Annotated in this window: 24 protein-coding genes; 12 read left to right on the top strand and 12 right to left on the bottom strand. The window is 72.6% G+C overall.

All coding sequences use genetic code 11. The annotated features are described in order from the left end of the window. Window position 1 precedes the first annotated feature (1 nt). The gene (locus HZF07_RS14740) at window positions 2-469 is read right to left on the bottom strand and encodes a group II truncated hemoglobin (RefSeq protein ID WP_157342686.1); all 468 of its coding nucleotides are present in this window, start codon (window positions 467-469) and stop codon (window positions 2-4) included. Window positions 470-523: 54 nt separating this feature from the next. Here HZF07_RS14740 and HZF07_RS14735 point away from each other — a divergent pair, with 54 nt between their 5' ends. Beyond that, window positions 524-1021 (top strand): mycothiol transferase, encoded by a 498-nt coding sequence (locus HZF07_RS14735; protein ID WP_157342685.1) that lies wholly within the window; start codon window positions 524-526, stop codon window positions 1019-1021. On the opposite strand, the gene HZF07_RS14730 is transcribed toward HZF07_RS14735, so the two are convergent. From HZF07_RS14730 to HZF07_RS14715, 4 genes are read right to left on the bottom strand one after another with little or no spacing between them, the layout of a single operon-like run. Further along, window positions 1018-1164 carry a hypothetical protein gene (locus HZF07_RS14730; protein WP_157342683.1) on the bottom strand — a complete coding sequence of 49 codons (147 nt, stop codon included), beginning with the start codon at window positions 1162-1164 and terminating at the stop codon, window positions 1018-1020. The two genes, HZF07_RS14735 and HZF07_RS14730, sit on opposite strands and share 4 nt — an antisense overlap. Window positions 1165-1188: 24 nt before the next feature. After that, window positions 1189-1887 (bottom strand): NADPH-dependent F420 reductase, encoded by a 699-nt coding sequence (locus tag HZF07_RS14725; RefSeq protein ID WP_309504759.1) that lies wholly within the window; start codon window positions 1885-1887, stop codon window positions 1189-1191. Then, on the bottom strand, window positions 1884-3347 hold the full coding sequence (locus HZF07_RS14720; protein ID WP_181645216.1) for an SDR family NAD(P)-dependent oxidoreductase: 1464 nt from the start codon (window positions 3345-3347) through the stop codon (window positions 1884-1886). The genes HZF07_RS14725 and HZF07_RS14720 overlap by 4 nt, the downstream gene beginning before the upstream one ends. Then, window positions 3344-4627: an MFS transporter gene (locus HZF07_RS14715; protein WP_181645215.1), complete on the bottom strand. Its 1284-nt coding sequence runs from the start codon at window positions 4625-4627 to the stop codon at window positions 3344-3346. Before HZF07_RS14715 ends, HZF07_RS14720 begins: the two co-directional genes overlap by 4 nt. Window positions 4628-4682: 55 nt before the next feature. On the opposite strand from HZF07_RS14715, the gene HZF07_RS14710 reads away from it, so the two are divergent. Beyond that, window positions 4683-5159, top strand: coding sequence for a DUF427 domain-containing protein (locus tag HZF07_RS14710; RefSeq protein ID WP_309504758.1), 477 nt, complete (start codon window positions 4683-4685; stop codon window positions 5157-5159). A 12-nt stretch (window positions 5160-5171) separates the two neighbouring features. Here the strand turns inward: HZF07_RS14710 and HZF07_RS14705 are convergent, their stop codons facing one another. Next, on the bottom strand, window positions 5172-5528 hold the full coding sequence (locus tag HZF07_RS14705) for a hypothetical protein (protein ID WP_157342680.1): 357 nt from the start codon (window positions 5526-5528) through the stop codon (window positions 5172-5174). A gap of 10 nt (window positions 5529-5538) precedes the next feature. Beyond that, on the bottom strand, window positions 5539-6528 hold the full coding sequence (locus tag HZF07_RS14700; RefSeq protein WP_157342679.1) for a glycoside hydrolase family 6 protein: 990 nt from the start codon (window positions 6526-6528) through the stop codon (window positions 5539-5541). Window positions 6529-6697: 169 nt separating this feature from the next. Here HZF07_RS14700 and HZF07_RS14695 point away from each other — a divergent pair, with 169 nt between their 5' ends. The 7 genes from HZF07_RS14695 to mctP all read left to right on the top strand — a co-directional run bounded on the left by HZF07_RS14695 (window position 6698) and on the right by mctP (window position 13552). After that, on the top strand, window positions 6698-7051 hold the full coding sequence (locus HZF07_RS14695; RefSeq protein ID WP_157342677.1) for a YciI family protein: 354 nt from the start codon (window positions 6698-6700) through the stop codon (window positions 7049-7051). Window positions 7052-7058: 7 nt separating this feature from the next. Then, on the top strand, window positions 7059-8276 hold the full coding sequence (locus HZF07_RS14690; RefSeq protein WP_181645214.1) for an RNA polymerase sigma factor: 1218 nt from the start codon (window positions 7059-7061) through the stop codon (window positions 8274-8276). Further along, window positions 8273-10189 carry a M3 family metallopeptidase gene (locus HZF07_RS14685; protein WP_157342676.1) on the top strand — a complete coding sequence of 639 codons (1917 nt, stop codon included), beginning with the start codon at window positions 8273-8275 and terminating at the stop codon, window positions 10187-10189. Before HZF07_RS14690 ends, HZF07_RS14685 begins: the two co-directional genes overlap by 4 nt. Before the next feature lie 191 nt (window positions 10190-10380). Next, window positions 10381-11100 (top strand): PadR family transcriptional regulator, encoded by a 720-nt coding sequence (locus HZF07_RS14680; protein ID WP_157342674.1) that lies wholly within the window; start codon window positions 10381-10383, stop codon window positions 11098-11100. Continuing rightward, window positions 11100-11507, top strand: a complete 408-nt coding sequence (locus HZF07_RS14675) for a DUF1707 SHOCT-like domain-containing protein (protein WP_157342672.1) — start codon at window positions 11100-11102, stop codon at window positions 11505-11507. Before HZF07_RS14680 ends, HZF07_RS14675 begins: the two co-directional genes overlap by 1 nt. An 84-nt stretch (window positions 11508-11591) precedes the next feature. After that, complete coding sequence (locus HZF07_RS14670) at window positions 11592-11915, top strand: DUF3311 domain-containing protein (protein WP_157342670.1); 324 nt, start codon at window positions 11592-11594, stop codon at window positions 11913-11915. Next, a complete protein-coding gene (gene mctP / locus HZF07_RS14665; protein WP_157342668.1) occupies window positions 11912-13552 on the top strand; it encodes a monocarboxylate uptake permease MctP in 1641 nt (546 codons plus the stop codon). Before HZF07_RS14670 ends, mctP begins: the two co-directional genes overlap by 4 nt. Before the next feature lie 24 nt (window positions 13553-13576). On the opposite strand, the gene HZF07_RS14660 is transcribed toward mctP, so the two are convergent. Next, window positions 13577-13915, bottom strand: a complete 339-nt coding sequence (locus tag HZF07_RS14660; RefSeq protein WP_181645213.1) for a thioredoxin family protein — start codon at window positions 13913-13915, stop codon at window positions 13577-13579. Next, a complete protein-coding gene (locus tag HZF07_RS14655) occupies window positions 13912-14307 on the bottom strand; it encodes a MerR family transcriptional regulator (protein WP_157342666.1) in 396 nt (131 codons plus the stop codon). Before HZF07_RS14655 ends, HZF07_RS14660 begins: the two co-directional genes overlap by 4 nt. A 97-nt stretch (window positions 14308-14404) precedes the next feature. Here HZF07_RS14655 and HZF07_RS14650 point away from each other — a divergent pair, with 97 nt between their 5' ends. Both HZF07_RS14650 and HZF07_RS14645 read left to right on the top strand, forming a co-directional pair. Beyond that, the gene (locus HZF07_RS14650; RefSeq protein WP_309504756.1) at window positions 14405-15628 is read left to right on the top strand and encodes an acyl-CoA dehydrogenase family protein; all 1224 of its coding nucleotides are present in this window, start codon (window positions 14405-14407) and stop codon (window positions 15626-15628) included. Continuing rightward, a complete protein-coding gene (locus tag HZF07_RS14645) occupies window positions 15628-16215 on the top strand; it encodes a hypothetical protein (protein ID WP_157342664.1) in 588 nt (195 codons plus the stop codon). Before HZF07_RS14650 ends, HZF07_RS14645 begins: the two co-directional genes overlap by 1 nt. 66 nt (window positions 16216-16281) lie before the next feature. Here HZF07_RS14645 and HZF07_RS14640 read toward each other — a convergent pair whose 3' ends face one another. From HZF07_RS14640 to HZF07_RS14630, 3 genes are all read right to left on the bottom strand, one after another. Then, on the bottom strand, window positions 16282-16719 hold the full coding sequence (locus tag HZF07_RS14640) for a universal stress protein (protein ID WP_157342663.1): 438 nt from the start codon (window positions 16717-16719) through the stop codon (window positions 16282-16284). A 45-nt stretch (window positions 16720-16764) separates the two neighbouring features. Next, entirely contained in the window at window positions 16765-17730 is a 966-nt protein-coding gene (locus HZF07_RS14635; protein WP_157342661.1) for an LLM class flavin-dependent oxidoreductase, read from the bottom strand. Between the two features lie 118 nt (window positions 17731-17848). Further along, complete coding sequence (locus HZF07_RS14630; RefSeq protein WP_157342659.1) at window positions 17849-18754, bottom strand: GNAT family N-acetyltransferase; 906 nt, start codon at window positions 18752-18754, stop codon at window positions 17849-17851. Window positions 18755-18932: 178 nt separating this feature from the next. Here HZF07_RS14630 and HZF07_RS14625 point away from each other — a divergent pair, with 178 nt between their 5' ends. Next, on the top strand, window positions 18933-20492 hold the full coding sequence (locus HZF07_RS14625) for a DUF1800 domain-containing protein (protein ID WP_157342656.1): 1560 nt from the start codon (window positions 18933-18935) through the stop codon (window positions 20490-20492). Window positions 20493-20502: the final 10 nt, after the last annotated feature.

The raw sequence follows: 20502 nt of genomic DNA, 5'->3' as shown, positions 1-20502 counted from the left end.
GTCAGGGCTGGTACGGCGGGGCCACGCCCCACCCCCACCGCGGGACAGGCGCCTGCTCGACGACCTCGGCGTCCGGCTGGGAGTTGTGCATCGCGAGTCGGGTGCCCCACTCGACGTAGCCCATCAGCGCGGCGCGGAACTCCGGGTCGTCGGGCAGCTCGGCGTCGTCCGCCGCGAGGCTCATCGTCGTGGCGAACCGGTGCCGCTGCTCGGGCGTGATCGAGAGGTTGCGGTGGTGGGCGAGCATCGCCGCGTAGCCACCGAGCTCGCGGGTGTAGGCGTCAGGTCCGCCCAGCACCTCGGCCCACCAGGTGGTGACGTGGTCGCGGTGCTCCTCCGAGACCCCGCCGGGGAAGAACCCGGCGAGCTCCTCGTCCTGCTCGACGCGGTCGTAGAAGCAGTCGAGGAAGCGGCGCAGCGCGTCGCGCCCGCCCGCCCAGTCGAAGAGGGTCGGCACCTCGGAGGCCATGGTCCGATCGTCACACCGAGACCGGCTGTCGGTCACCCTGATTAGTGTCGGGGCATGACTCCTGCGGAGATCTACATCGACTTCCTCGAGCGGATCCTCGACAACGGCGAGGCCGTGGTCGCCGGACTGACCGACGAGCAGCTCGCCCACCGGCTGACGCCCGACGCCAACTCGATCGCCTGGCTGGTCTGGCACACCGCGCGGGTGCAGGACGCCCAGATGGCCCCGCTGGCCGGCACCGAGGAGGTGTGGGTCCGCGACGGCTGGGCGGAGCGCTTCGGGCTCGACCTCGACCCCGACGACCACGGCTACGGCCACACGAGCGAGCAGGTGGGCAAGGTCCGGGCGAGCGCCGAGCTGCTCGCCGGCTACCTCCGCGCCACCCACGAGGCGTCGGTCGCCTACCTGCGCACCGTCACCGAGGCCGAGCTCGACGACGTCGTCGACCGCGCCTGGGACCCGCCGGTGACCCGCGGCGTCCGGCTGGTCAGCATCGTCGACGACGACGCCCAGCACATCGGCCAGGCGGCGTACCTCCGCGGGCTGCTCTAGCCCGCGGTCGTGGGGACGACGCAGCCCGCCGTCACCGGCGCGCCCTCGCAGCACGGGCGGATGTAGCCGCAGCGGTCGCACCGCGAGTGGGAGGTCTCCCAGCGCATCGTCGCCCCGCAGCCGTCGCACTCCATCGCGTCCACGGCACGGATCCTGCCACCGGCCGCCTACGCTGCGTCGGAGGCGCGCGTGGCCCGGGCGAGCAGGTCGGCGAGGGTGGCGGCGTCCGCCTCCGGGCCGTACGCCGGCTGGTCGCGGTCGAAGCGCCAGCCCTCGGCCAGCGGGCCCGCGTCGACGACGTCGTACCCGATCTCGTCCGTGAGGGCGGCGACCGTCGCCTTGGCGGCCGGGTCGTCGCCCGCCAGCGGCAGGGCCCGGCGGCCGTCGGTGCCGCTCGCGGTGCCCTGGGTGAGCAGGTGGTCGGCGCGGATCGCGTTGAAGAGCTTCACGACCGACGAGGTCGGCAGGTGCGCCTGGAGCATCTCGCTGGGCGTGGTCCGCCCCTCGTCGATGTCGGCCACGTGGCCGTCGCGCTCCCAGTAGTAGTTGTTGGTGTCGATGACGACCTTGCCCGCCAGCGGCTCGACCGGCAGCGAGTCGACCGCGAGGAAGGGGACCGACACGACGACCACGTCGCCGGCCTCCGCGGCCTCGGCCGCCGTCGCCGCCCGGGCCGAGCCGCCGATCTCGGAGACCAGCTCCGAGAGCGTCTCCGGTCCGCGTGAGTTGCTGACGACGACCTCGTGGCCCTGCGCCGCGAAGAGCCGCGCGAGCGTGCCGCCGATGTTGCCGCTGCCGATGATGCCGATGGTGGTCATGTGTGACGAACGGCCTGGCGGGCCGACTTGTTCCGGCTCGCGCGTCACCAGGGTGCCGGCACGAAGTCCTTGAGGAAGCGGCCGTAGAGGTCCTCGCCGGCCTCGCCGCGCACGATCGGGTCGTAGACCCGCGCCGCGCCGTCGACCAGGTCGAGGGGCGCGTGCCAGCCCTCGGCCGCGATCCGCAGCTTGTCCTGGTGCGGCCGCTCGTCGGTGATCCACCCGGTGTCGACGGCGTTCATCAGGATCCGGTCGGTCTCGAACATCTCGCCCGCGCTGGTGCGGGTCAGCATGTTGAGCGCCGCCTTCGCCATGTTGGTGTGCGGGTGACCCGAGCCCTTGTAGCGCCGGCCGCCGAACTGGCCCTCCATCGCCGACACGTTGACGACGTAGGTGCGCCGCGCCGACGAGGCCCGCATCGAGGCGCGCAGCCGCGAGATCAGCAGGAACGGCGCGGTCGCGTTGCAGAGCTGCACCTCGAGCAGCTCGAGCGGGTCGACCTCGTCGATGGTCTGCGTCCAGGAGTTGGTGGTCTGCAGGTCCGGCAGGAGGCCGCCCGCGTCGACCGCGGTGCCGGCCAGGTGCGCCTCGAGGCTCGCGTTGCCCGCCTGCAGCGCGAGCGCCGTGATCGAGGCGGGCGTGTGCGCCGGGGTCTCGTGGTGGGCGATCGCGTGCTGCTTCAGCGTGCCCGCGAGCGCGGCGGGGTGGGCGTCGCTGATCCGGTCGAAGGAGACGATCTCGGGCAGCGTGCCGCCGCTCGGCAGCGGTGCGAGCTCCGCCTCGACGAGCGGGCCGTAGGCGCCCGGCGTACGACGGACGGTCTGGCAGGCGTTGTTGATCAGGATGTCGAGCGGGCCGGCGGCCGCGACCTCGTCGGCCAGCGCGACGACCTGCGTCGGGTCGCGCAGGTCGATGCCGACGACCTTGAGCCGGTCGATCCACTCGGCGCTGTCCTCCAGCGCCGAGAAGCGGCGTACGGCGTCGTGCGGGAAGCGCGTCGTGATCGTGGTGTGGGCGCCGTCGCGCAGCAGCCGCAGCGCGATGTACATGCCGATCTTGGCGCGGCCGCCGGTCAGCAGCGCGCGGCGGCCGGTGAGGTCGGTGCCCTGGTCGCGCTTGGCGTGCGACATCGCCGCGCAGCCCGGGCACAGCCAGTGGTAGAACGCGTCGACGAGCGTGTAGTCCTGCTTGCAGATGTAGCACCCGCGCGGGTTGATCAGCTCGCCGGCGAAGGCGCCCGGCGCGTTGGAGACGAGCGGGATCCCCTGGGTCTCGTCGTCGATGCGCATCGGCGAGCCGGTCGCGGTCGCCTCGGTGACAGCCCGGTCGTGCGCCAGCTCGGCCTGGCGCTTGCGGGTGCGGCGCTCGGCCTTGAGCGCCTTGTACAGGTGCGACGCCGCGCGCTTGACGGTCACCAGGTCCGGGTCGTCCTGGTCGAGGTGGTGCAGCTGGCCGAGGACTCGCACGGTGGTGGCGAGGTCGTCGGGGTCGATCGCGGGGCGGTTCACCGGGTGATGGTAGGTGTCCGGGTGATCCGGTACCGAATGAACGACGGCACCGCGACCGCCGCGACCATGGTGCCGACGATCACCAGGATGCCGCCGCCGGCCGCGGCGGCCGCCGTACCGACCATCGCCGCGCTGGCGCCGTGCACGACGTCGGCGACCCGCGGGCCGCCGGCGACGACGACGATGAAGATGCCCTGGAGTCGGCCGCGCACGGCGTCGTCGGCGGCGCTCTGCAGCATCGAGGTCCGGAACGCCGCCGACGCCATGTCGGCGGCACCGCCGATCACCAGCATGAGCAGGGCGACCACGAGCATCGCCTGCTGCCAGTGGTCCGCGAGCGCGACGGCAACGCCGAACCCGGTCATCGCCGCACCCCAGACGAGGATGCAGACGATGACGGCGTACCCCTGCCGCTCGACCCGGGAGACCCACCCCGAGAAGACGCCGCCGATGACAGCGCCGGCCGGGATCGCGGCGAAGAGCAGCGCGAAGACCAGGCCGCCCTCGTCCGGGCCGTTGAAGGAGACGTGCGCGATCTCCGGGAAGAGCGCCCGCGGCATGCCGAAGATCATCGCGATCAGGTCGACGACGAACGACATCAGCAGCACGGTGTGGCCGCGCAGGTAGCGGAAGCCCTCGATCACCGAGCGCAGGCCCGGCGAGCCGATCGGGTTGTCGACCGGGAGGCGGGGCAGGCGGATGACGGCGCTCAGGGTCGCGAACAGCGTGAGCGTGTCGATGAGGTAGAGCCACTCGTAGCCGATGACCGGGATCAGGATGCCGGCGACGAGCGGCCCGCCGATCGCGCCGGCCTGGAAGACGGTCATGGTCAGCGAGTTCGCCGCCGGCAGCTGCTCGGCCGGCAGCAGCTTGGGCAGGATCGCCTGGCGGGTGGGGGAGTTGACCGCGAAGAACGCCTGCTGCACCGCGAACAGGCCCAGCAGCACCCAGACGTTCGCGTTGCCGAGGGCGGCCTGCAGCCAGAAGAGCGCGCTGGTCCCGATCAGGCCGCTCGTCGTGATCAGCATCATCGTGCGCCGGTCGAAGTGGTCGGCCAGCGCGCCGCCCCAGAGCCCGAAGACGACCAGCGGGATGAGGCCGAACAGGCCGGTCAGGCCGACGTACGCCGAGGAGCCGCTGATGTCGTAGATCTGCGCCGGCACCGACACGACCGTGAGCTGGGCGCCGACCATCGTGATGACGCCGGCGATCCAGAGCCGCCGGAAGTTGTCGTTGCGCAGCGGGCGGGTGTCGGCCACGAGGCCACGGAGTCGCTGCACGATTCCCGAACCTAACCCGGCGGGCGGCTGTTCCGGGCGCCGGTACTGTCGAGGTGTGAGCCACCTCGCTCCCGAGTCCGTCTGGGACTACCCGCGCCCGCCGCGGCTCGAGGCCAGCGCGGAGCACGTCGAGGTGGAGCTCGGCGGCCGCGTCGTCGCCGCGAGCGACCGGAGCTGGCGGGTGCTGGAGACCAGCCACCCGCCGACCTACTACCTGCCCCGGGCTGCGTTCGTCGCCGACGTGCTGCGACCGGCCACCGGCCACACCTGGTGCGAGTGGAAGGGGCAGGCGTCGTACTTCGACCTCGTGGTCGGTGACCGGGTGGTGCCCCGCGCCGCCTGGACCTACCCGACCCCCACCGCGGGCTTCGAGGAGATCGCCGGCGCCGTGGCGGTGATGCCGGGGGCGGTCGACCGCTGCACCGTCGACGGCGAGGTCGTCACGCCGCAGCCCGGCGGCTTCTACGGCGGGTGGATCACCAGCCGGGTCACCGGGCCGTTCAAGGGCGGCCCCGGCACCGCGGGCTGGTGAGCCGAGTCCCGGCTACTCGATCCCGGCGACCTCGTCGAGGCGCTGGAGCAGGTCGTACGCCGCGCGCTCGACCGCCTTGTGGCGCCACTCGGCGGCGCGGTAGACGCACGCGATGAGGCCGCTGCGGTGCACCCGGCGCAGGTCGCCGCACACGAACGCGTAGCGCGCCTTGGTCTCGTCGTTGGCGCCCTCGGTGAGGCCGAGGTGCCAGGCGGCGTACTCCTCCCACGAGTGCCGCTCGAGGTAGGCGTTCTCGGCGTCGGCGCGCGGCTGCACGTCGCCCCAGTCGCTGTCGAGGACGTACTGCCGCTTGTCGATCAGCGCGCGGACGTGGGCCACGGCGTCGGGGTTGACCGTGTACGTCGCCATCGTCGCCTCCTCAGCAGGTGCCGCTCTCGGGGAACCCGAGCAGCCGGTCGGCGAGGAAGTCGCACCACTGCCCCGCGGCCGGCCCACCGTTCTCGTACCCGTCGGACTCGCCGGGATGCTTGATCCAGAGCCTGCCGTCGAACGCACCCTCGAACACCAGCCGGGGCCTCGCGCCGACCCGCGCCCAGGTCGGGTTGATGGCGTCGTGGCCGCCGGCGCTCGGCGTCCCGCCGTTGCGCGAGGTGTCGACGACGTACTTCTTGCCCCTGATGCCCAGCGCCTTCAGCCCGCGCAGCAGCGTGAGCGCGTAGGCCTTCTCGTCCGCCGTGGGCCGGAAGTTGGAGACGTTGGTGCTGATCCCGCGGGCGAACTGCACGCCGGCGGCCTCGAGGAAGCGGGGTCGCGCCTCGTAGGGCGTCCAGTCGGAGTGCCCGGCGTCGAGGTAGACCCAGGCGCCGGTCCTGCTCAGCGTCCTGCTCGCGAACCGGAGCATCGCCGGCCAGCCGGACGGCCTGGTCGGGCAGGCGGCGAGGTCGCTGCTGAAGAGGGGCAGCGCGTCGGGCTCGAGGACGACGAGCGCCTTCGTGCCCCTCAGCCCGCGGGCGACCTGTCGGATCCAGGCGCGGTACTCCGGTGCGGTCCTCAGCGGGTTGCCGGAGGAGTACCTCCCGCAGTCGCGACCGGGGATGCCGTAGACGGTGAGCACCGGCGTCCTCCGCGCGGCGCTCGCGTTGCCGGTGTACTCCTGCACCGTGCTGCGCACCGCGTCGACGCCGTACGCCTCCGGGATCACCCAGAACGACTGTGACACCGTGCCGATCCGCTGCTGGTAGGCGCCGCCCTGCTGGTAGGCCGGCATCGTCGCGTCGACGAAGAGGCCCTGGGTGCGGCGGGGGTCCTGCGGCGGCCGGGCGCCGTCGGCGGCGCCGACGGGGCCGGCCGACAGGAGGGCGAGCGCGGCGGACGTCGCGCACGCGCGCACGAGCGACCGAGGGAGCACGCGCTCAGGGTACGGGCAGCAGGGCCGGCATGGATGCGGAACATCCGACGGTGTGGGCCGCCACGGTAGGCAGCCGAGAGGTTTTCGGGAAAGGTGTCGTATCCGGACGCGGTCGTTCGTGGAGAGGTCGAGAGGGCCACCCGGGCCCTCCGGATGAAGGAGTCAGGCGATGCCGCAGTACATGCTGTCCGTCCACCACGGCGCGGGTGACGACGCGTTGCCCACCGACCAGGCCGTGATCGAGAAGATGTTCGCCGACGTCGGCGCCTTCAACGAGCGAGCCCAGGCGGCGGGCATCTGGGTCTTCGCCGGGGGCCTCGAGCCCATCGAGACGGCGACCACCGTCGACAACCGCGGTGCCGAGGCGATCGTCACCGACGGTCCGTTCGCGGAGTCCAAGGAGTGGCTCGGCGGCTTCTGGATCTTCGAGCTCCCCGACCTCGACGCCGCGCTGACGTGGGCCGCCGACGGGTCGAAGGCCTGTGGCGGGCGGGTCGAGGTCCGGCCCTTCCAGAGCGAGTGAGGATCCGGTGACCGACGCGCACGCGGCGGTCGAACGGATCTACCGCGAGGAGTACGGCCGGGTCGTCGCCTCGCTGGTCCGCCGCTTCGGCGACATCGACATCGCCGAGGAGGCGGCCGGCGAGGCCCTCCTGGTCGCACTCGAACGCTGGCCCGCCGACGGCGTGCCGCCCAACCCCGGCGGCTGGTTGACGACGACCGCGGGCAACTGCGCGATCGACCGGATCCGACGGGAGTCCCACCGCCACGCCAAGCACCAGGCGGCTCTCATGCTCGAGGACGACACCCCGCACGAACCGACCGGCATCGTCGAGGACGACCGGCTCCGGCTGATCTTCACCTGCTGCCACCCCGCTCTCGCTCCCGAGGCCCGGGTGGCTCTGACCCTCCGCCTGCTCGGCGGGCTCACCGTCCCCGAGATCGCCCAGGCGTTCCTCGTCCCCGAGACCACGATGGCGCAGCGGATCACCCGCGCGAAGAAGAAGATCGCGGCGGCCAAGATCCCCTACCGGGTCCCCGCCGCCGAAGACCTGACGGCCCGGCTCGGCGGGGTCCTGGCGGTCGTCTACCTCGTGTTCAACGAGGGCTACCTCGCCTCCTCCGGGCAGCACTCGATCCGCGAGGACCTCACCGGCGAGGCGATCCGGCTCGGCCGGATCCTCCGCGACCTGATGCCCGAGCAGCCCGAGGTCGCCGGGCTGCTGGCCCTGATGCTGCTCACCGAGGCGCGGCGCCCGTCCCGGGTCGACGACCGTGGCGAGCTCGTGCCGCTGCGCGACCAGGACCGCGGCGGTTGGGACCGCGCGCTCGTCGCCGAGGGCCACGACCTGGTCCGGGAGTGCCTGGTGCGGGGCCGACCGGGGCCGTACCAGCTGCTCGCCGCGATCAACGCCGTGCACACCGACGCCCCCGACGCGAGCGCCACGGACTGGGAGCAGATCGCGACGCTCTACGACCAGCTGTACGCCGTCGCGCCCAGCCCGGTGGTGGCGCTCAACCGCGCGGTGGCGGTCGCCGAGCTCGACGGACCCGAGGTCGCGCTCGCCGAGGTGGACCGGCTCGACCTCACGACGTACCACGCCTGGCACGCGACGCGCGCCGACCTGCTGCGCCGCCTCGGCCGCAGCGACGAGGCGCGGGCGGCGTACGACGCGGCGATCGAGACGTCCGGCAACACCGCGGAGCGCGCCTACCTGGCCCGGAGGCGTGGCAGTCTGGCGCCATGACCGCGCCCGAGCCGCTCGCCCTCCCCGCCGACGACGACGCGCTGGAGTGGGCGGAGGCGAGGACCCGGGACGGGCTGGCCGCCGCCCGTGCGATCGCCGACGACCTCCGGTCCACGCCGCCGGCCGGGACCCTGGACCTCCTGCGCGCGTGGGACGAGCTGTCCCGGCAGCTCAGCAACGTCGCCGCCGCGGCGTCGCTGCTGGCCAACGTCCACCCGTCGGAGCCGGTGCGCACGGCGTGCGAGCAGGCCGAGGTCGAGGTCGACCGCTACGTCACCGAGCTGCGTCAGGACCGGGCGCTGTACGACGTCTTCGCTGCGGCCGACGCCGGCGGGCTCGACCCCGTCGCCGCCCGGCTGCTCGACAAGACCCTCGAGGACTTCCGGCGCGCGGGCGTCGACCGCGACGAGGCCGCGCGGGCGAGGATCGCGCAGATCAACGACCGGTTGACCTCGGTGGGGCAGGAGTTCGGCCGCACCATCCGCGACGACGTCCGCACCGTGCGGGTGCCGCCCGCACGGCTGGCCGGGCTGCCCCAGGACTGGCTGGACGCGCACCCGGCGGACGACGACGGGCTGGTGACGGTCACGACCGACTACCCCGACGTGCTGCCGGTGCGGATGTTCGCCCACGACGCCGGCGTGCGGCGCGACATCACCGTCGCGTTCCTCGAGCGCGGCTGGCCGCAGAACGAGCCGCTGCTCCAGGAGCTGTTCGCGCTGCGCGAGGAGCTCGCCCGGCTCGTCGGCTTCCCGGACTGGGCGTCCTACGACGCGGCCGTGAAGATGATCGGCACCGGCGAGGCGATCCCGGCGTTCATCGACCGGATCGCGGAGGCGGCCGAGGGGCCGATGCGCCGCGACCTCGACCTGCTCCTCGAGCGCTTCCGCCGCGACGTCCCCGACGCGACCTCCATCACGACCGCGGACTCCCTCTACTACGAGGAGCTGGTGCGCCAGGAGCGGCACGACGTCGACGCGCAGACCGTGCGCACCTACTTCGACTTCGCCCGGGTCCGGCAGGGGCTGCTCGACGTGACCGCCCGCCTGTTCGGGGTGCGCTACGACGCGGTGCCCGACGCCCCGGTGTGGCACCCGGACGTCACGGCGTACGACGTCGTGAGGGACGGCGAGCGGATCGGTCGGATCTTCCTCGACCTGCACCCGCGGGAGGGGAAGTACAAGCACGCGGCGCAGTTCACCCTCGCGGACGGCCTCGCCGGGCGGCAGCTGGCCGAGGGCGCGCTCGTCTGCAACTTCTCGCGCGGCCTGATGGAGCACGACGACGTCGTCACGCTCTTCCACGAGTTCGGGCACCTCGTCCACCACGTCCTGGGCGGCTCGGGGGAGTGGACGCGCTTCGCCGGGGTCGCGACGGAGTGGGACTTCGTCGAGGCGCCGAGCCAGATGCTCGAGGAGTGGGCCTGGGACGCCGACGTGCTGCGCACGTTCGCGGTGTCGGCGAGCGGGGAGCCGATCCCGGCCGACCTCGTGGAGCGGATGCGCGCGGCCGACGACTTCGGCAAGGGCTACCAGGCCCGGACCCAGATGTTCTACGCCGCGATGTCCTACTGGTTCCACACCGCGCGGCCCGCGGACCTGACCGTCGCGATGCAGGAGCTCCAGGCGCGCTACTCGCCGTTCCCCTACCTCGAGGGCACGCACATGTTCGCCAGCTTCGGGCACCTCTCCGGCTACTCGTCGGGCTACTACACCTACATGTGGTCGCTGGTGATCGCGAAGGACCTGTTCTCGGCCTTCGACCCCGCGAACCTCTTCGACCCCGAGGTCGCCGGTCGCTACCGCGACCGGGTGCTCGCCCCCGGCGGCGCCAGCGACGCCGCCGACCTGGTCGCGGACTTCCTCGGCCGGCCCTACACCTTCGACGCGTACGCCGCCTGGCTGGCCCGGTAGCCGCCTGACTCCCGCCTGACTCACCGGCTGACTCACCGGCCGACCGTGGGGCCTGCTTGCGGCGGCGCCTCCGTCGTCGTACGCTTCCGATATATCGCGACAGGTTGACGACAGTGAACGACCTTCAAGGACTGTCGCCCCGCGATGACACCACACACAGACACAGATTCAGACAGCGAAGGAGTCCTTCCATGGGACACAAGGGATACAACCGACAGTGGGCGCAGCACCCCGAGGGTGAGCGCCGCCAGCACGGCGGCCGCCGCGGCGGCTGGGGCCCCGGGCCGTGGGGCCCTGGGCCGTGGGGCGGCGGGCCGGGCGGCTTCGGCCGGCCGGGCCACCCCGGACCGCCGCCCTGGGTCGCGGGCCTGTTCGGCCTCGCCCAGGGCGAGCGCCAGCGCGGACCGCGGGTGCGCCGCGGCGACGTCCGCTCCGCGATCCTCGACGTCGTCCGCACCGCGCAGGAAGCCGGCGAGGAGATCAACGGCTACCAGGTGATCCAGCAGATCGCCGCCCGGAGCGAGGGCGCCTGGCGCCCCAGCCCCGGCTCGGTCTACCCGACCATCCAGCAGCTCGAGGACGAGGGCCTGGTCGAGACCGCCGAGGTCAACGGCCGGCGCAGCCTGCGGCTCACCGACGCCGGCGCGGCGTACGCCGCCGAGAACGACGCCGAGCTGGCGGCCGTGTGGGCGCCGTTCGAGGCCGCCGGGCGGGACCGGGAGGACTTCGGCGACGGCGTCGACCTCCGGCCCGAGATCGCGCAGGTGATGAACGCGGTCTGGCAGATCGTCACGACCGGGACCGACGCCCAGCGCCAGGCCGCCGTCGACGTCCTCGTCGACGCCCGGCGCCGGCTCTACGGCATCCTCGCCGACGGCGACGAGGGCACGGCCGAGGCCGAGGACGCCTGATGGACGAGCAGCTGCGGGTGAGCGACGTCGAGCGTGAGCAGGCGGCCGCAGCCCTCGGCGACCACTTCGTCGCCGGCCGCCTCTCCGCCGAGGAGCACGCCGAGCGCGTCGACGCGGTCTGGAGCGCCCGCACCCGGGCCGACCTGACCGACCTCTTCCGGGACCTGCCGGTCGCGGGAGGCGTGCCGGCGCACCGGCCGGTCGTCAGCGGCCCGGCGTACCGCCGACGCTGCCTCGGCATCCCGCGCGGCTGGCTGCCGCTGGCCGTGGCGGCGCTGATCGTGCTGATCGCGACGACACCGCTCACCCCGGGGGTGGCGGTGTTGGTCGCGTTCGTGGTCCTGTTCGCGCGCCGCCGCTGGATCTGGACGCCGGGGCTGGGCCACCGCGGCAGACCCCGGGCGTAGACGGCCGACGTTCGCCGCCTCGCCCGAATGGGTAAAAGGCGTGATGGTGACGCACGTCACCGGTCACCGCTCGGAGGTGCGCGCATGTCTGACCTGCCCGATCGACCTGAGCCGACGTCCGGCCACGGCAGGAGCCGGTGGCCCCTGATCCTCGTGCTGCTGGCGCCGGCGGTGATCCTGCCGCTGTGGGTGTCGCTCTACGACCGTGAGGAGCCCACCCTCGGGAGCTGGCCGTTCTTCTTCTGGTTCCAGATGGCGTTGATCGTGGTCGCCGTCGGGCTGACGCTCACCGCCTACCGGCTGGCTCAGGCCGCCGACCGCGACAGCCGGGTCCGGCACGGCCTCACCCCGGACCCGCCGCCGGACGACGCCGGCGCCGACCGCCTCGACGGGGAGGCCGGCCGATGATCGAGAACGTCAACGGCGTCGTCCTCGGCGTCTTCGTCTTCCTCTTCCTGCTCGTCACGGTGCTCGGCTTCGCCGCCGCCCGCTGGCGTCGCGCCGACCTCGACAGCCTCGACGAGTGGGGCCTGGGCGGCCGCGGCTTCGGCACGTTCATCGCCTGGTTCCTCATCGGCGGCGACATCTACACGGCCTACACGTTCATCGCGGTGCCCGCGACCCTGTACGCCGGCTCCGCGGTCGGCTTCTTCGCCGTGCCGTACACGATCGTGGTCTACCCGCTGATCTTCGTCTTCCTGCCGCGCCTGTGGTCGGTGAGCCACCGGCACGGCTACGTCACCCCCGCGGACTTCGTCCAGGGCCGCTACGACAGCCGGGCGCTCGCGCTCGTGGTCGCCCTCACGGGCATCCTCGCGACGATGCCCTACATCGCGCTGCAGCTCGTCGGCATGGAGGTCGTGCTGCAGGTGATGGGCATCGGCACCAGCAGCGACACGTGGTTCGTCAACCACCTGCCGCTCTTCATCGCGTTCGTCGTGCTGGCCGCCTACACCTACTCCAGCGGCTTGCGGGCGCCGGCGCTGATCGCGTTCGTCAAGGACACGCTGATCTACGTCGTGATCATCGTCGCCGTCATCTACATCCCGTCCCAGGTCGGCGGTTGGGACCACATCTTCAGCACCGCCGCCGACAGCTTCGCGACGTTCAACACCGAGAACGCCGACGCCATCGCGGCCGGGGAGGCCGCCCCCAAGGCCACGATGCCGCCGGAGCTGCTGCACTGGGCCTACGGCAGCCTCGCCCTCGGCTCGGCGCTGGCGCTGTTCATGTACCCGCACTCGGTGACCGGCGTGCTGTCGACGCGCAGCCGCAGCGTGATCCGCCGCAACGCGGCCCTGCTGCCGGCGTACTCCTTCCTGCTGGGGCTGCTCGCCCTGCTCGGCTTCGTCGCGATCGCGGCGGGGGTGAAGGTCGAGAACCCGCAGCAGTCGGTGCCGCAGCTCTTCGAGGACCAGTTCAGCCCGTGGTTCGCCGGCGTCGCGTTCGCCGCGATCGTGATCGGCGCACTGGTGCCGGCCGCGATCATGTCGATCGCCGCCGCCAACCTCTGGACCCGCAACGTCTACAAGGCGTTCATCAACCGCGACGCCACCCACAAGCAGGAGGCGACGCAGAGCAAGGTCGTCTCGCTGGTGGTGAAGTTCGGGGCGCTGGTGTTCGTGCTCGGCCTGTCCAAGGACTTCGCGATCAACCTGCAGCTGCTCGGCGGGGTGTGGATCCTGCAGACGCTGCCGGCGATCGTGATCGGCCTCTACACGCGCTGGCTGCACCGGTGGGCGCTGTTCGCCGGCTGGGCGGTGGGCATGGCCTACGGCACCTGGCTTGCGTACGGCGTCAAGTCGCCCGTGCAGGACCACTTCGGCGGTCCGCTCGTGAACTTCCCGTTCACCGAGACGAAGTTCTACATCGCCCTGATCGCGTTCCTCGCGAACCTTCTCGTCGCGGTGCTGCTGACGTTCGTCTTCCGGGCGATGAACCTCAACGAGGGCGTCGACCAGACCCGTGCCCAGGACTACCACGTCGATGCCGGCGACCCGGGCGTCGAGGCGGAGCTCGACCCGGAGGCCCCCGCGCACGTCTGACCGCGGCTCGACCCGTCCGTGCGGTCAGCCGAGGATCCGCTCCAGCTGGTCGCGCAGGGCGCTCGCGCTGCGGCTGCCGGTGATCGAGCCGATCTCCTCGCCGCGGGCGAAGACCTTCATCGTCGGCAGGCCGAGGACGCGGTACGCCGCGGAGGTCACCGGGTTCTCGTCCGCGTTGAGCGCGACCACGCGGAGCCGGCCGTCGAGCTCGCCGGCGACCCGCTCGAGGACGGGCGCGAGCTGGTGGCACGGGCCGCACCACGCGGCCCAGAAGTCGACCAGGACTGGGCTCTCGGACCCGAGCACCTCATCGGCGAAGGTGGCGTCGGTGACGGTCGGGAAGGCAGGGGCGTCGGTCTTCACGGGATCTCCTCGGTGGGGGTGAACAGGCAGCGAGGAGCGGAGCGCGCGGTGGCCTCGGCCAGGCGGGCGGCCAGGGTTTCCCGGCGTTCGGCGAGCTCCACGACCCGGAGGTCCAGGTCGGCGATGGCGGCGCGGTAGGTGTCCAGCGACGCCGGGCAGTCGTCCCCGGCAGCCTGCCCGGAGTCCAGGCAGTCCAGGAAGGGACGGGTCTGCTCGGCCGGGATGCCGAGCCGCACCAGGCCGCGGATCTCGCCGATCCGGCGCACCTGCGCCTCGTCGTAGTCCCGGTAGCCATTGGCCAGCCGCGGGGCCGTCACCAGCCCGAGCGACTCGTAGTAGCGCACCGCCTTGGTGCTCACCCCGGCCCTGCTGGCCGCCTCGCCGATCCGCATCGTGCCTCCTCGACTGCGACGCTAGGCCTTGCCCCCTGGGGCAAGGTCAAGCCCGGGTCCGGCATTCCCGGACCGCTCGGTGGGTAGCCTGCCGACCGTGAGCGAGCCGACGACGCCGTCCTTCGACCTGGGCCCCGACCACCTCGAGCTGCGCGAGTGGGTGCACCGCTTCGCCGCCGACGTGGTGCGGCCCGCCGCCGCCGAGTGGGACGAGCGCGAGGAGTTCCCCTGGCCGGTGGTCGAGGAGGCCGCCAAGATCGGGCTCTACTCCGTCGACTTCATCGCCACCCAGGCCTTCGACGAGACCGGCCTCGGGTTCCCGGTCACGATGGAGGAGCTGTTCTGGGGCGACGCCGGCATCGGCCTGTCGATCGTCGGCACCTCGCTCGCGGCCGCCGGGGTGCGCGCCAACGGCACCGACGAGCAGGTCGGCGAGTGGGTGCCGCAGATGTACGGCACGCCCGGCGACCTCAAGCTCGGCGCGTTCTGCTCCTCCGAGCCGGACGCCGGCTCCGACGTCGGCGCGATGCGCACCCGGGCGACCTACGACGAGGCGACCGACGAGTGGGTCATCAACGGCACCAAGACCTGGGCCACCAACGGCGGCATCGCCGACGTGCACGTCGTGACCGCGGTCGTGGACCCGGAGCTGCGCACCCGGGGCCAGGCGTCGTTCGTCGTGCCGCCGGGCACCAAGGGGCTCAGCCAGGGACAGAAGTTTCACAAGCACGGCATCCGCGCCTCGCACACCGCCGAGGTCGTGCTCGACAACGTGCGCGTCCCCGGTCGCTGCCTGCTCGGCGGCAAGGAGAAGCTCGACGGCCGCCTGGCCCGGGCCCGCGAGGGCGGCGGCGCCCGCGGCAACGCGAGCATGGCGACCTTCGAGCGCACCCGCCCCGCGGTCGGCGCCCAGGCGATCGGCATCGCGCGCGCGGCGTACGAGGTCGCCCTCGACTACGCGAAGACCCGCGAGCAGTTCGGCAAGCCGATCATCGAGAACCAGGCGATCGCCTTCAAGCTCGCCGACATGGCCACCTCCATCGAGGCCTCGCGGCTGCTGGTCTGGCGCGCGGCCTGGATGGCCCGGCAGGGCAAGACCTTCGAGAACGCCGAGGGCTCGATGTCGAAGCTCTTCGCCGGCGAGACCGCGGTGAGGGTGACGACCGAGGCCATGCAGATCCTGGGGGGCAACGGGTTCACCCGCGAGTACCCCGTCGAGCGGATGGCCCGCGACGCGAAGATCTACACGATCTTCGAGGGCACCTCGGAGATCCAGCGGCTCGTCATCGCGCGTTCCGTGTCAGGGGCGCCGATCCGCTGATGCAATTCCGTGGGGCGATCGCCGGCGTCGGCTCGACGAGCGGCGTGCGCGTGGTCGTCGGACGGTGGGACGAGTCGCCGTACGGCGCCTTCGCGGACGCCATGGTCGAGACGGTGTCCGGGCACCGGGTCCTGCTGGCGCCGACGGCCGAGGTCGCGGACTTCGTCGCGGCCACCTACTCCTTCGACGAGGTCCGCATCGAACCGGTCGCCGTCGACGGCTGGTCGGTGCGGTCCGGGTCGCTGACGCTGGACCTGACCGTCGGCGACCGGACCCCGCTGGGGTGGCTGCTCCGCCTCGTGCCGCGCCGGGTCGCCGAGAGCACGTGGTGGTGCAGCATCACCGATCCGGTGGCCCGGGTGGTGCTGCGCGGGGTCCGCACCCGCGGCAGCGCCAAGGACGGACGCCTCGAGTGGTACGGCGCGACGGACGTCCGCACCGTCGAGGCGATGACGGGGACCTTCGACGGGAGCGACCTCGGAGCCCTTGCCCCGGTCCACCCCGCGCCGGGCTTCGGCTTCTCCTCGACCCCGCCCCGGCCGTCGGTGACCGACCTGGTGACGACCGTGCGCCCCGACGCGCGGTGAGCGCGGAGGTGCGGGTGCGCGAGTCAGCTGGACGAGATGGGGGCCACGTCCGGCAGTGCGTCCGAGCTAGTGGCGGCGGTGGGTGTGCGCGACGTACACGTCGCAGGGAGCGTGGCCGATGACGTCGCGGGCGATGCTGCCGAGGACGCGGGCCAGGCCCTGGGTGCGCTTGTTGCCGACCACGATCAGGTCGGCGCCGAGGCGCTCGGCGCAGTGCACGAGGGCGTCGCCCGGCTTGCCGCCCGATGCCTCCGGCTGGACACGGAGCCCGGGGAACTCGCGGCGCAGCTCGAGGGCCACCGCGCCGGTGACCCGGTCCGCCTCCATCTCGTTGCTCACCAGGAACTCCTCCGCGCCGACCTCGACGGTCTGCGCCTCGACCTTGCCGTAGGCAGAGACCAGGTGGAGGTTGCCGCCCAGCGCCACGGCGAGCTCGGCCGCCTTGCGCGCGGCGGCCGCCGCGGTGGGGCTGTTGTCGATGCCGCACACGATGGTCTTGGTCATCGTCTCGCTCCCGTCGAACCAGGTCGGGTGGTGACTCGCAACGTACTACCCCCGGACCGCCGGCAGCACCGTCTCGGAGATCAGCCGGAGGCTCTCCCACGACGGCTCCGCGGGCAGGCCGCCGCACGCGGGGTGGCTGGTGACGAGCCGGATCTCGCCGGAGCGGCACCGGTCGACGAGGTCGTCCGCGGTGAGCACGACGTACTTCCCCGCCGTGCGCATCTCCTCGACCGAGCGCGAGTGGTCGACGACGTAGGACCCGGCCTCGCCGTGCCACTCCTGGTAGGCCGTGGCGTCGGCGAGCAGGTGGTGGCCGAAGCGCTCCCAGAACTCCTCGGGGTCGGCGGCGCAGAAGACGTTGGCCGGCCCGTCGTCCGGTGCCTGGAGCACGAGGCCCGGCTCGCGACCGCCCTCACGACAGGCCGCCTCGTAGATGTCCTTCAGCTCCGCGGACCCGTGCTGGGGCTGGAAGTTGAGGCCGAGCCGCCCGGCCCGGCGCGCGGCGGCCGGCGAGCCGCCGCCGTAGAAGAGGAAGGGGTGCGGCTGGGAGTACGGCGCGGGCGTCACCGTGCCCGAGGACCACGCGTCGAGCACGGCGCTGATGCGCGCCTCGACGTCGGCCCCGCGGGTCGCCCACGAGCGCCCGTAGAGCTCGTACTCCACGGGCCGGTAGCCGAGCCCGAACGTGTAGGCGACCCGGCCCTGCGACAGGTGGTCGAGCACCGCGATGTCCTCGGCGAGCCGCACCGGCTCGTAGAGGTTGACCAGCAGCGCCGACACGGTGATCGGGATCCGTGCGGTGACGGCCGCGAACGCCGAGGCGACCACCATCGGGCTGGGCAGGTAGCCGTCGTCGGACGCGTGGTGCTCGGACACCATCAGGGCGTCGTGGCCGTGCCGGTCGACGTACGCCGCCTGCTCGATCGCGCGCGCGAAGATCTCCTGCCGGGTGGCGGGGTCGGCGCCCGGGGCCCGGAAGTCGTAGCGGGTGGCGAACTGGGTGCGCGGCATGTGCCCAGCCAAGCAGACGAAATGGAACGCGTTCTACTGCTGCCCGCGTGTATCGAATTCGGGTATGCGTGCGTGACGCGGGAGTCGCCACGCTCGAGAGATGTCCATTCGGGTTGGATCAGAGCGAGATCGCGCGGTTGACCCAGGTACGGAAGACCCGCATGCCGACCCTCTCGTAGAGGCCGAGCGCACCGGTCCTGGAGTCGGTGTTGAGCGTCGAGGTGAGCGCACCGTGCTCGCGAGCGACCGCGAACGCATCGACGAGCATCGCCTGCGCGATGCCCTGACCGCGCTGGTCCTTGCGGGTGGCGATCCGGTCGACGTACCCCATCGTCCCGAACAGGTAGACGAACGTGACCCCGACGACCTCGCCGGCGGGGTCGGTGGCGACCCGCAGGTGCCAGGGCTCGAAGCCGGGCCGCTGGGTGGTCCGCGCCAGGAAGTCCTCGAAGGAGTCGCGCTCCCGCACGGACCACTCGAGGAACGCGTCCTCGAGCACGGTCCAGCAGGCCTCGTGGTCGTCGGCGGTCGCCTCGCGGATCGCGTAGCCGGCCGGCAGCGCACGCTCGGGGACCGTGGCGCCCTCGGGGAGCTCGAGCTCCCAGCTCTCCCAGCGCACGTGGTAGCCGAGGTCGGACAGCAGCCGGTCACCGGCCGAGCCGACGGGGACCGGCATGCCGACGACCGTGCTGCCGGCGGCGCGCGCGCGGGACTGCATCCAGCCGGCGAGCGCGGTGCCGATGCCCTGGCCGCGGTAGTCGGGGTGCACGGCGGCGTCGCCGCGGTCGCCCCCCGAGACCTCGGCGTAGGCGACGAGGTGGTCGCCGTCGAAGACGCCGACCGTGCCGGCCGACACGTCGTACGACGGCCGCTGCCAGTCGCCCACGATGTCGGCCTCCTCGATCGAGACCTCGTCGAGGTCGCGCTGCTCCTGCGCCGCCATCACCTCGTAGACGGCGCGGGCGTCCGAGAGGACGAGGGGCCGCTGGGTGAGCCCGGCAGGCAGGGCGAGGACGTCGGTCATGCCGGGGAGTCTCGCCGAAGGACGACGTCCGACGCACGGCAATTACGGCGGCGGCCTCAGGTGGCACCTGCGCCGACCGATGGGGGGCCTGTCGCACGGATCGCGACACGGATCACGACCGGTTTTCCCCAACCCCCCGAGGACAGGGACGTCCGCCATGACTGCTTCCACTCCTGACGTGCCCACCCGACGGCGCGCCCTGCGCCTCGCCGGCGGTGCCGCGGGCACGGCCGTCGTCGCGACCGGTGCCGCGGCCGCGCCCGCCGTCGCAACGCGTCCGAAGGTCTCCTACCGCCCCGGCCGCTACCCGCAGACCGCGATCCTGAAGCCCGCCGCGCGCCACCTGGTGAACCGGTTCAGCTATGGCATCACCCCGCGGCTGGCCGCCGAGGTGCGTGCCGCGGGTGGCCATCTCGCCTGGTTCGACCAGCAGCTCGCCACGGCGTACGACGGCAGCGCGGACAACCTCTGCGACTGGTGGCCGGACCTGCACCTCGACGCGGTCACGCTCTGGGAGCGCAACAGGATGGGCATCCGCGGCGGCTGGGAGGTGATGTGGGACTACGGCAACCGCGTGGTGATGCGGCGGATGACCTCCCCACGCCAGGTGCTCGAGGTGATGACGGAGTTCTGGGAGAACCACTTCCACGTCCCGACCACCTTCGACAACATCCACGTCAGCCGGATCGGGTACGGCGAGACCATCCGACAGCGGGCGCTCGGCCGGTTCGAGGACCTGCTCCAGGCCACGGTGGTGCACCCCGCGATGCTGACCTACCTGGGTGCCGCGACCTCGACGAAGGCGCACCCCAACGAGAACCTCGGCCGTGAGCTGCTCGAGCTGCACACGCTGGGCATCGGCAGCTTCGGCGAGGACGACGTCAAGAGCTCCGCGCGAATCCTCACCGGTCACCGGGTCGACCTCTACAACACCTGGGCGGCCTACTACGCCCCGCAGGACCACTGGACCGGCCCGGTGTCGGTGGCCGGGTTCAGCGACCCGAACGCCGACGCGGACGGGCGGGACCTCGTCCGGCGCTACCTGACCTACCTCGCGCACCACCCGGCGACCGCACGACGGATCGCGACGAAGCTGGCCCGGGCCTTCGTGTCGGACAGCGTGCCGGCGAGCCTCGTGGACCAGCTGGCTGCGGTCTACCTCCAGAACGACACGGCCATCGCGCCGGTGCTCCGGACGCTGGTCCGCTCGGCCGAGTTCCGCTCCGCGATCGACAAGAAGGTGCGCGACGCCGATGAGGACGTCGTCGCGACGTACCGCGTCCTCGGGGTCGGCGTGAAGCCGCCGCGGACCGAGGCGTCGGCGGCCAACCAGGTCTACTGGCAGACCGCCCTGCTGGGTCTCGCGCCGTTCACCTGGCCCCGGCCCGACGGCCAGCCCGTCGACAACGCATCGTGGTCGTCCGCGACCCGGGCGCTCGCGTCGATGGCCTTCCACTGGGACATGGTCAACGGGTTCTGGCCGGGCGACTCCGTGCAGTTCCCGCGCAAGCGCTCCTGGCTCGCGCGCGGCCGGAGCATGGTGTTCCGCGACCTCGTCGACCACCTCTCCCGGCTGCTGCTCCACCGCGAGTCGACCCGCGGGCTGCTCGAGGCGTGCTGTGTCGCCGTGAACGCGCACCCGGACGACGAGGTGGGCCCGGGCTCGCCCGTCCTGCAGTCCCGGATGCCGCGCCTGGTCGCCACCGTCCTCGACAGCCCCGCCTTCTACCACCGCTGACCACCGCCCA

Origin of the sequence: Nocardioides agri, from assembly GCF_013778305.1 — a bacterium.
In the GTDB taxonomy this organism is placed as follows: domain Bacteria; phylum Actinomycetota; class Actinomycetes; order Propionibacteriales; family Nocardioidaceae; genus Nocardioides; species Nocardioides agri.
The sequence above is the reverse complement of the archived record's forward strand: the minus strand, read 5'-3'. Positions and strand labels throughout refer to the sequence as shown.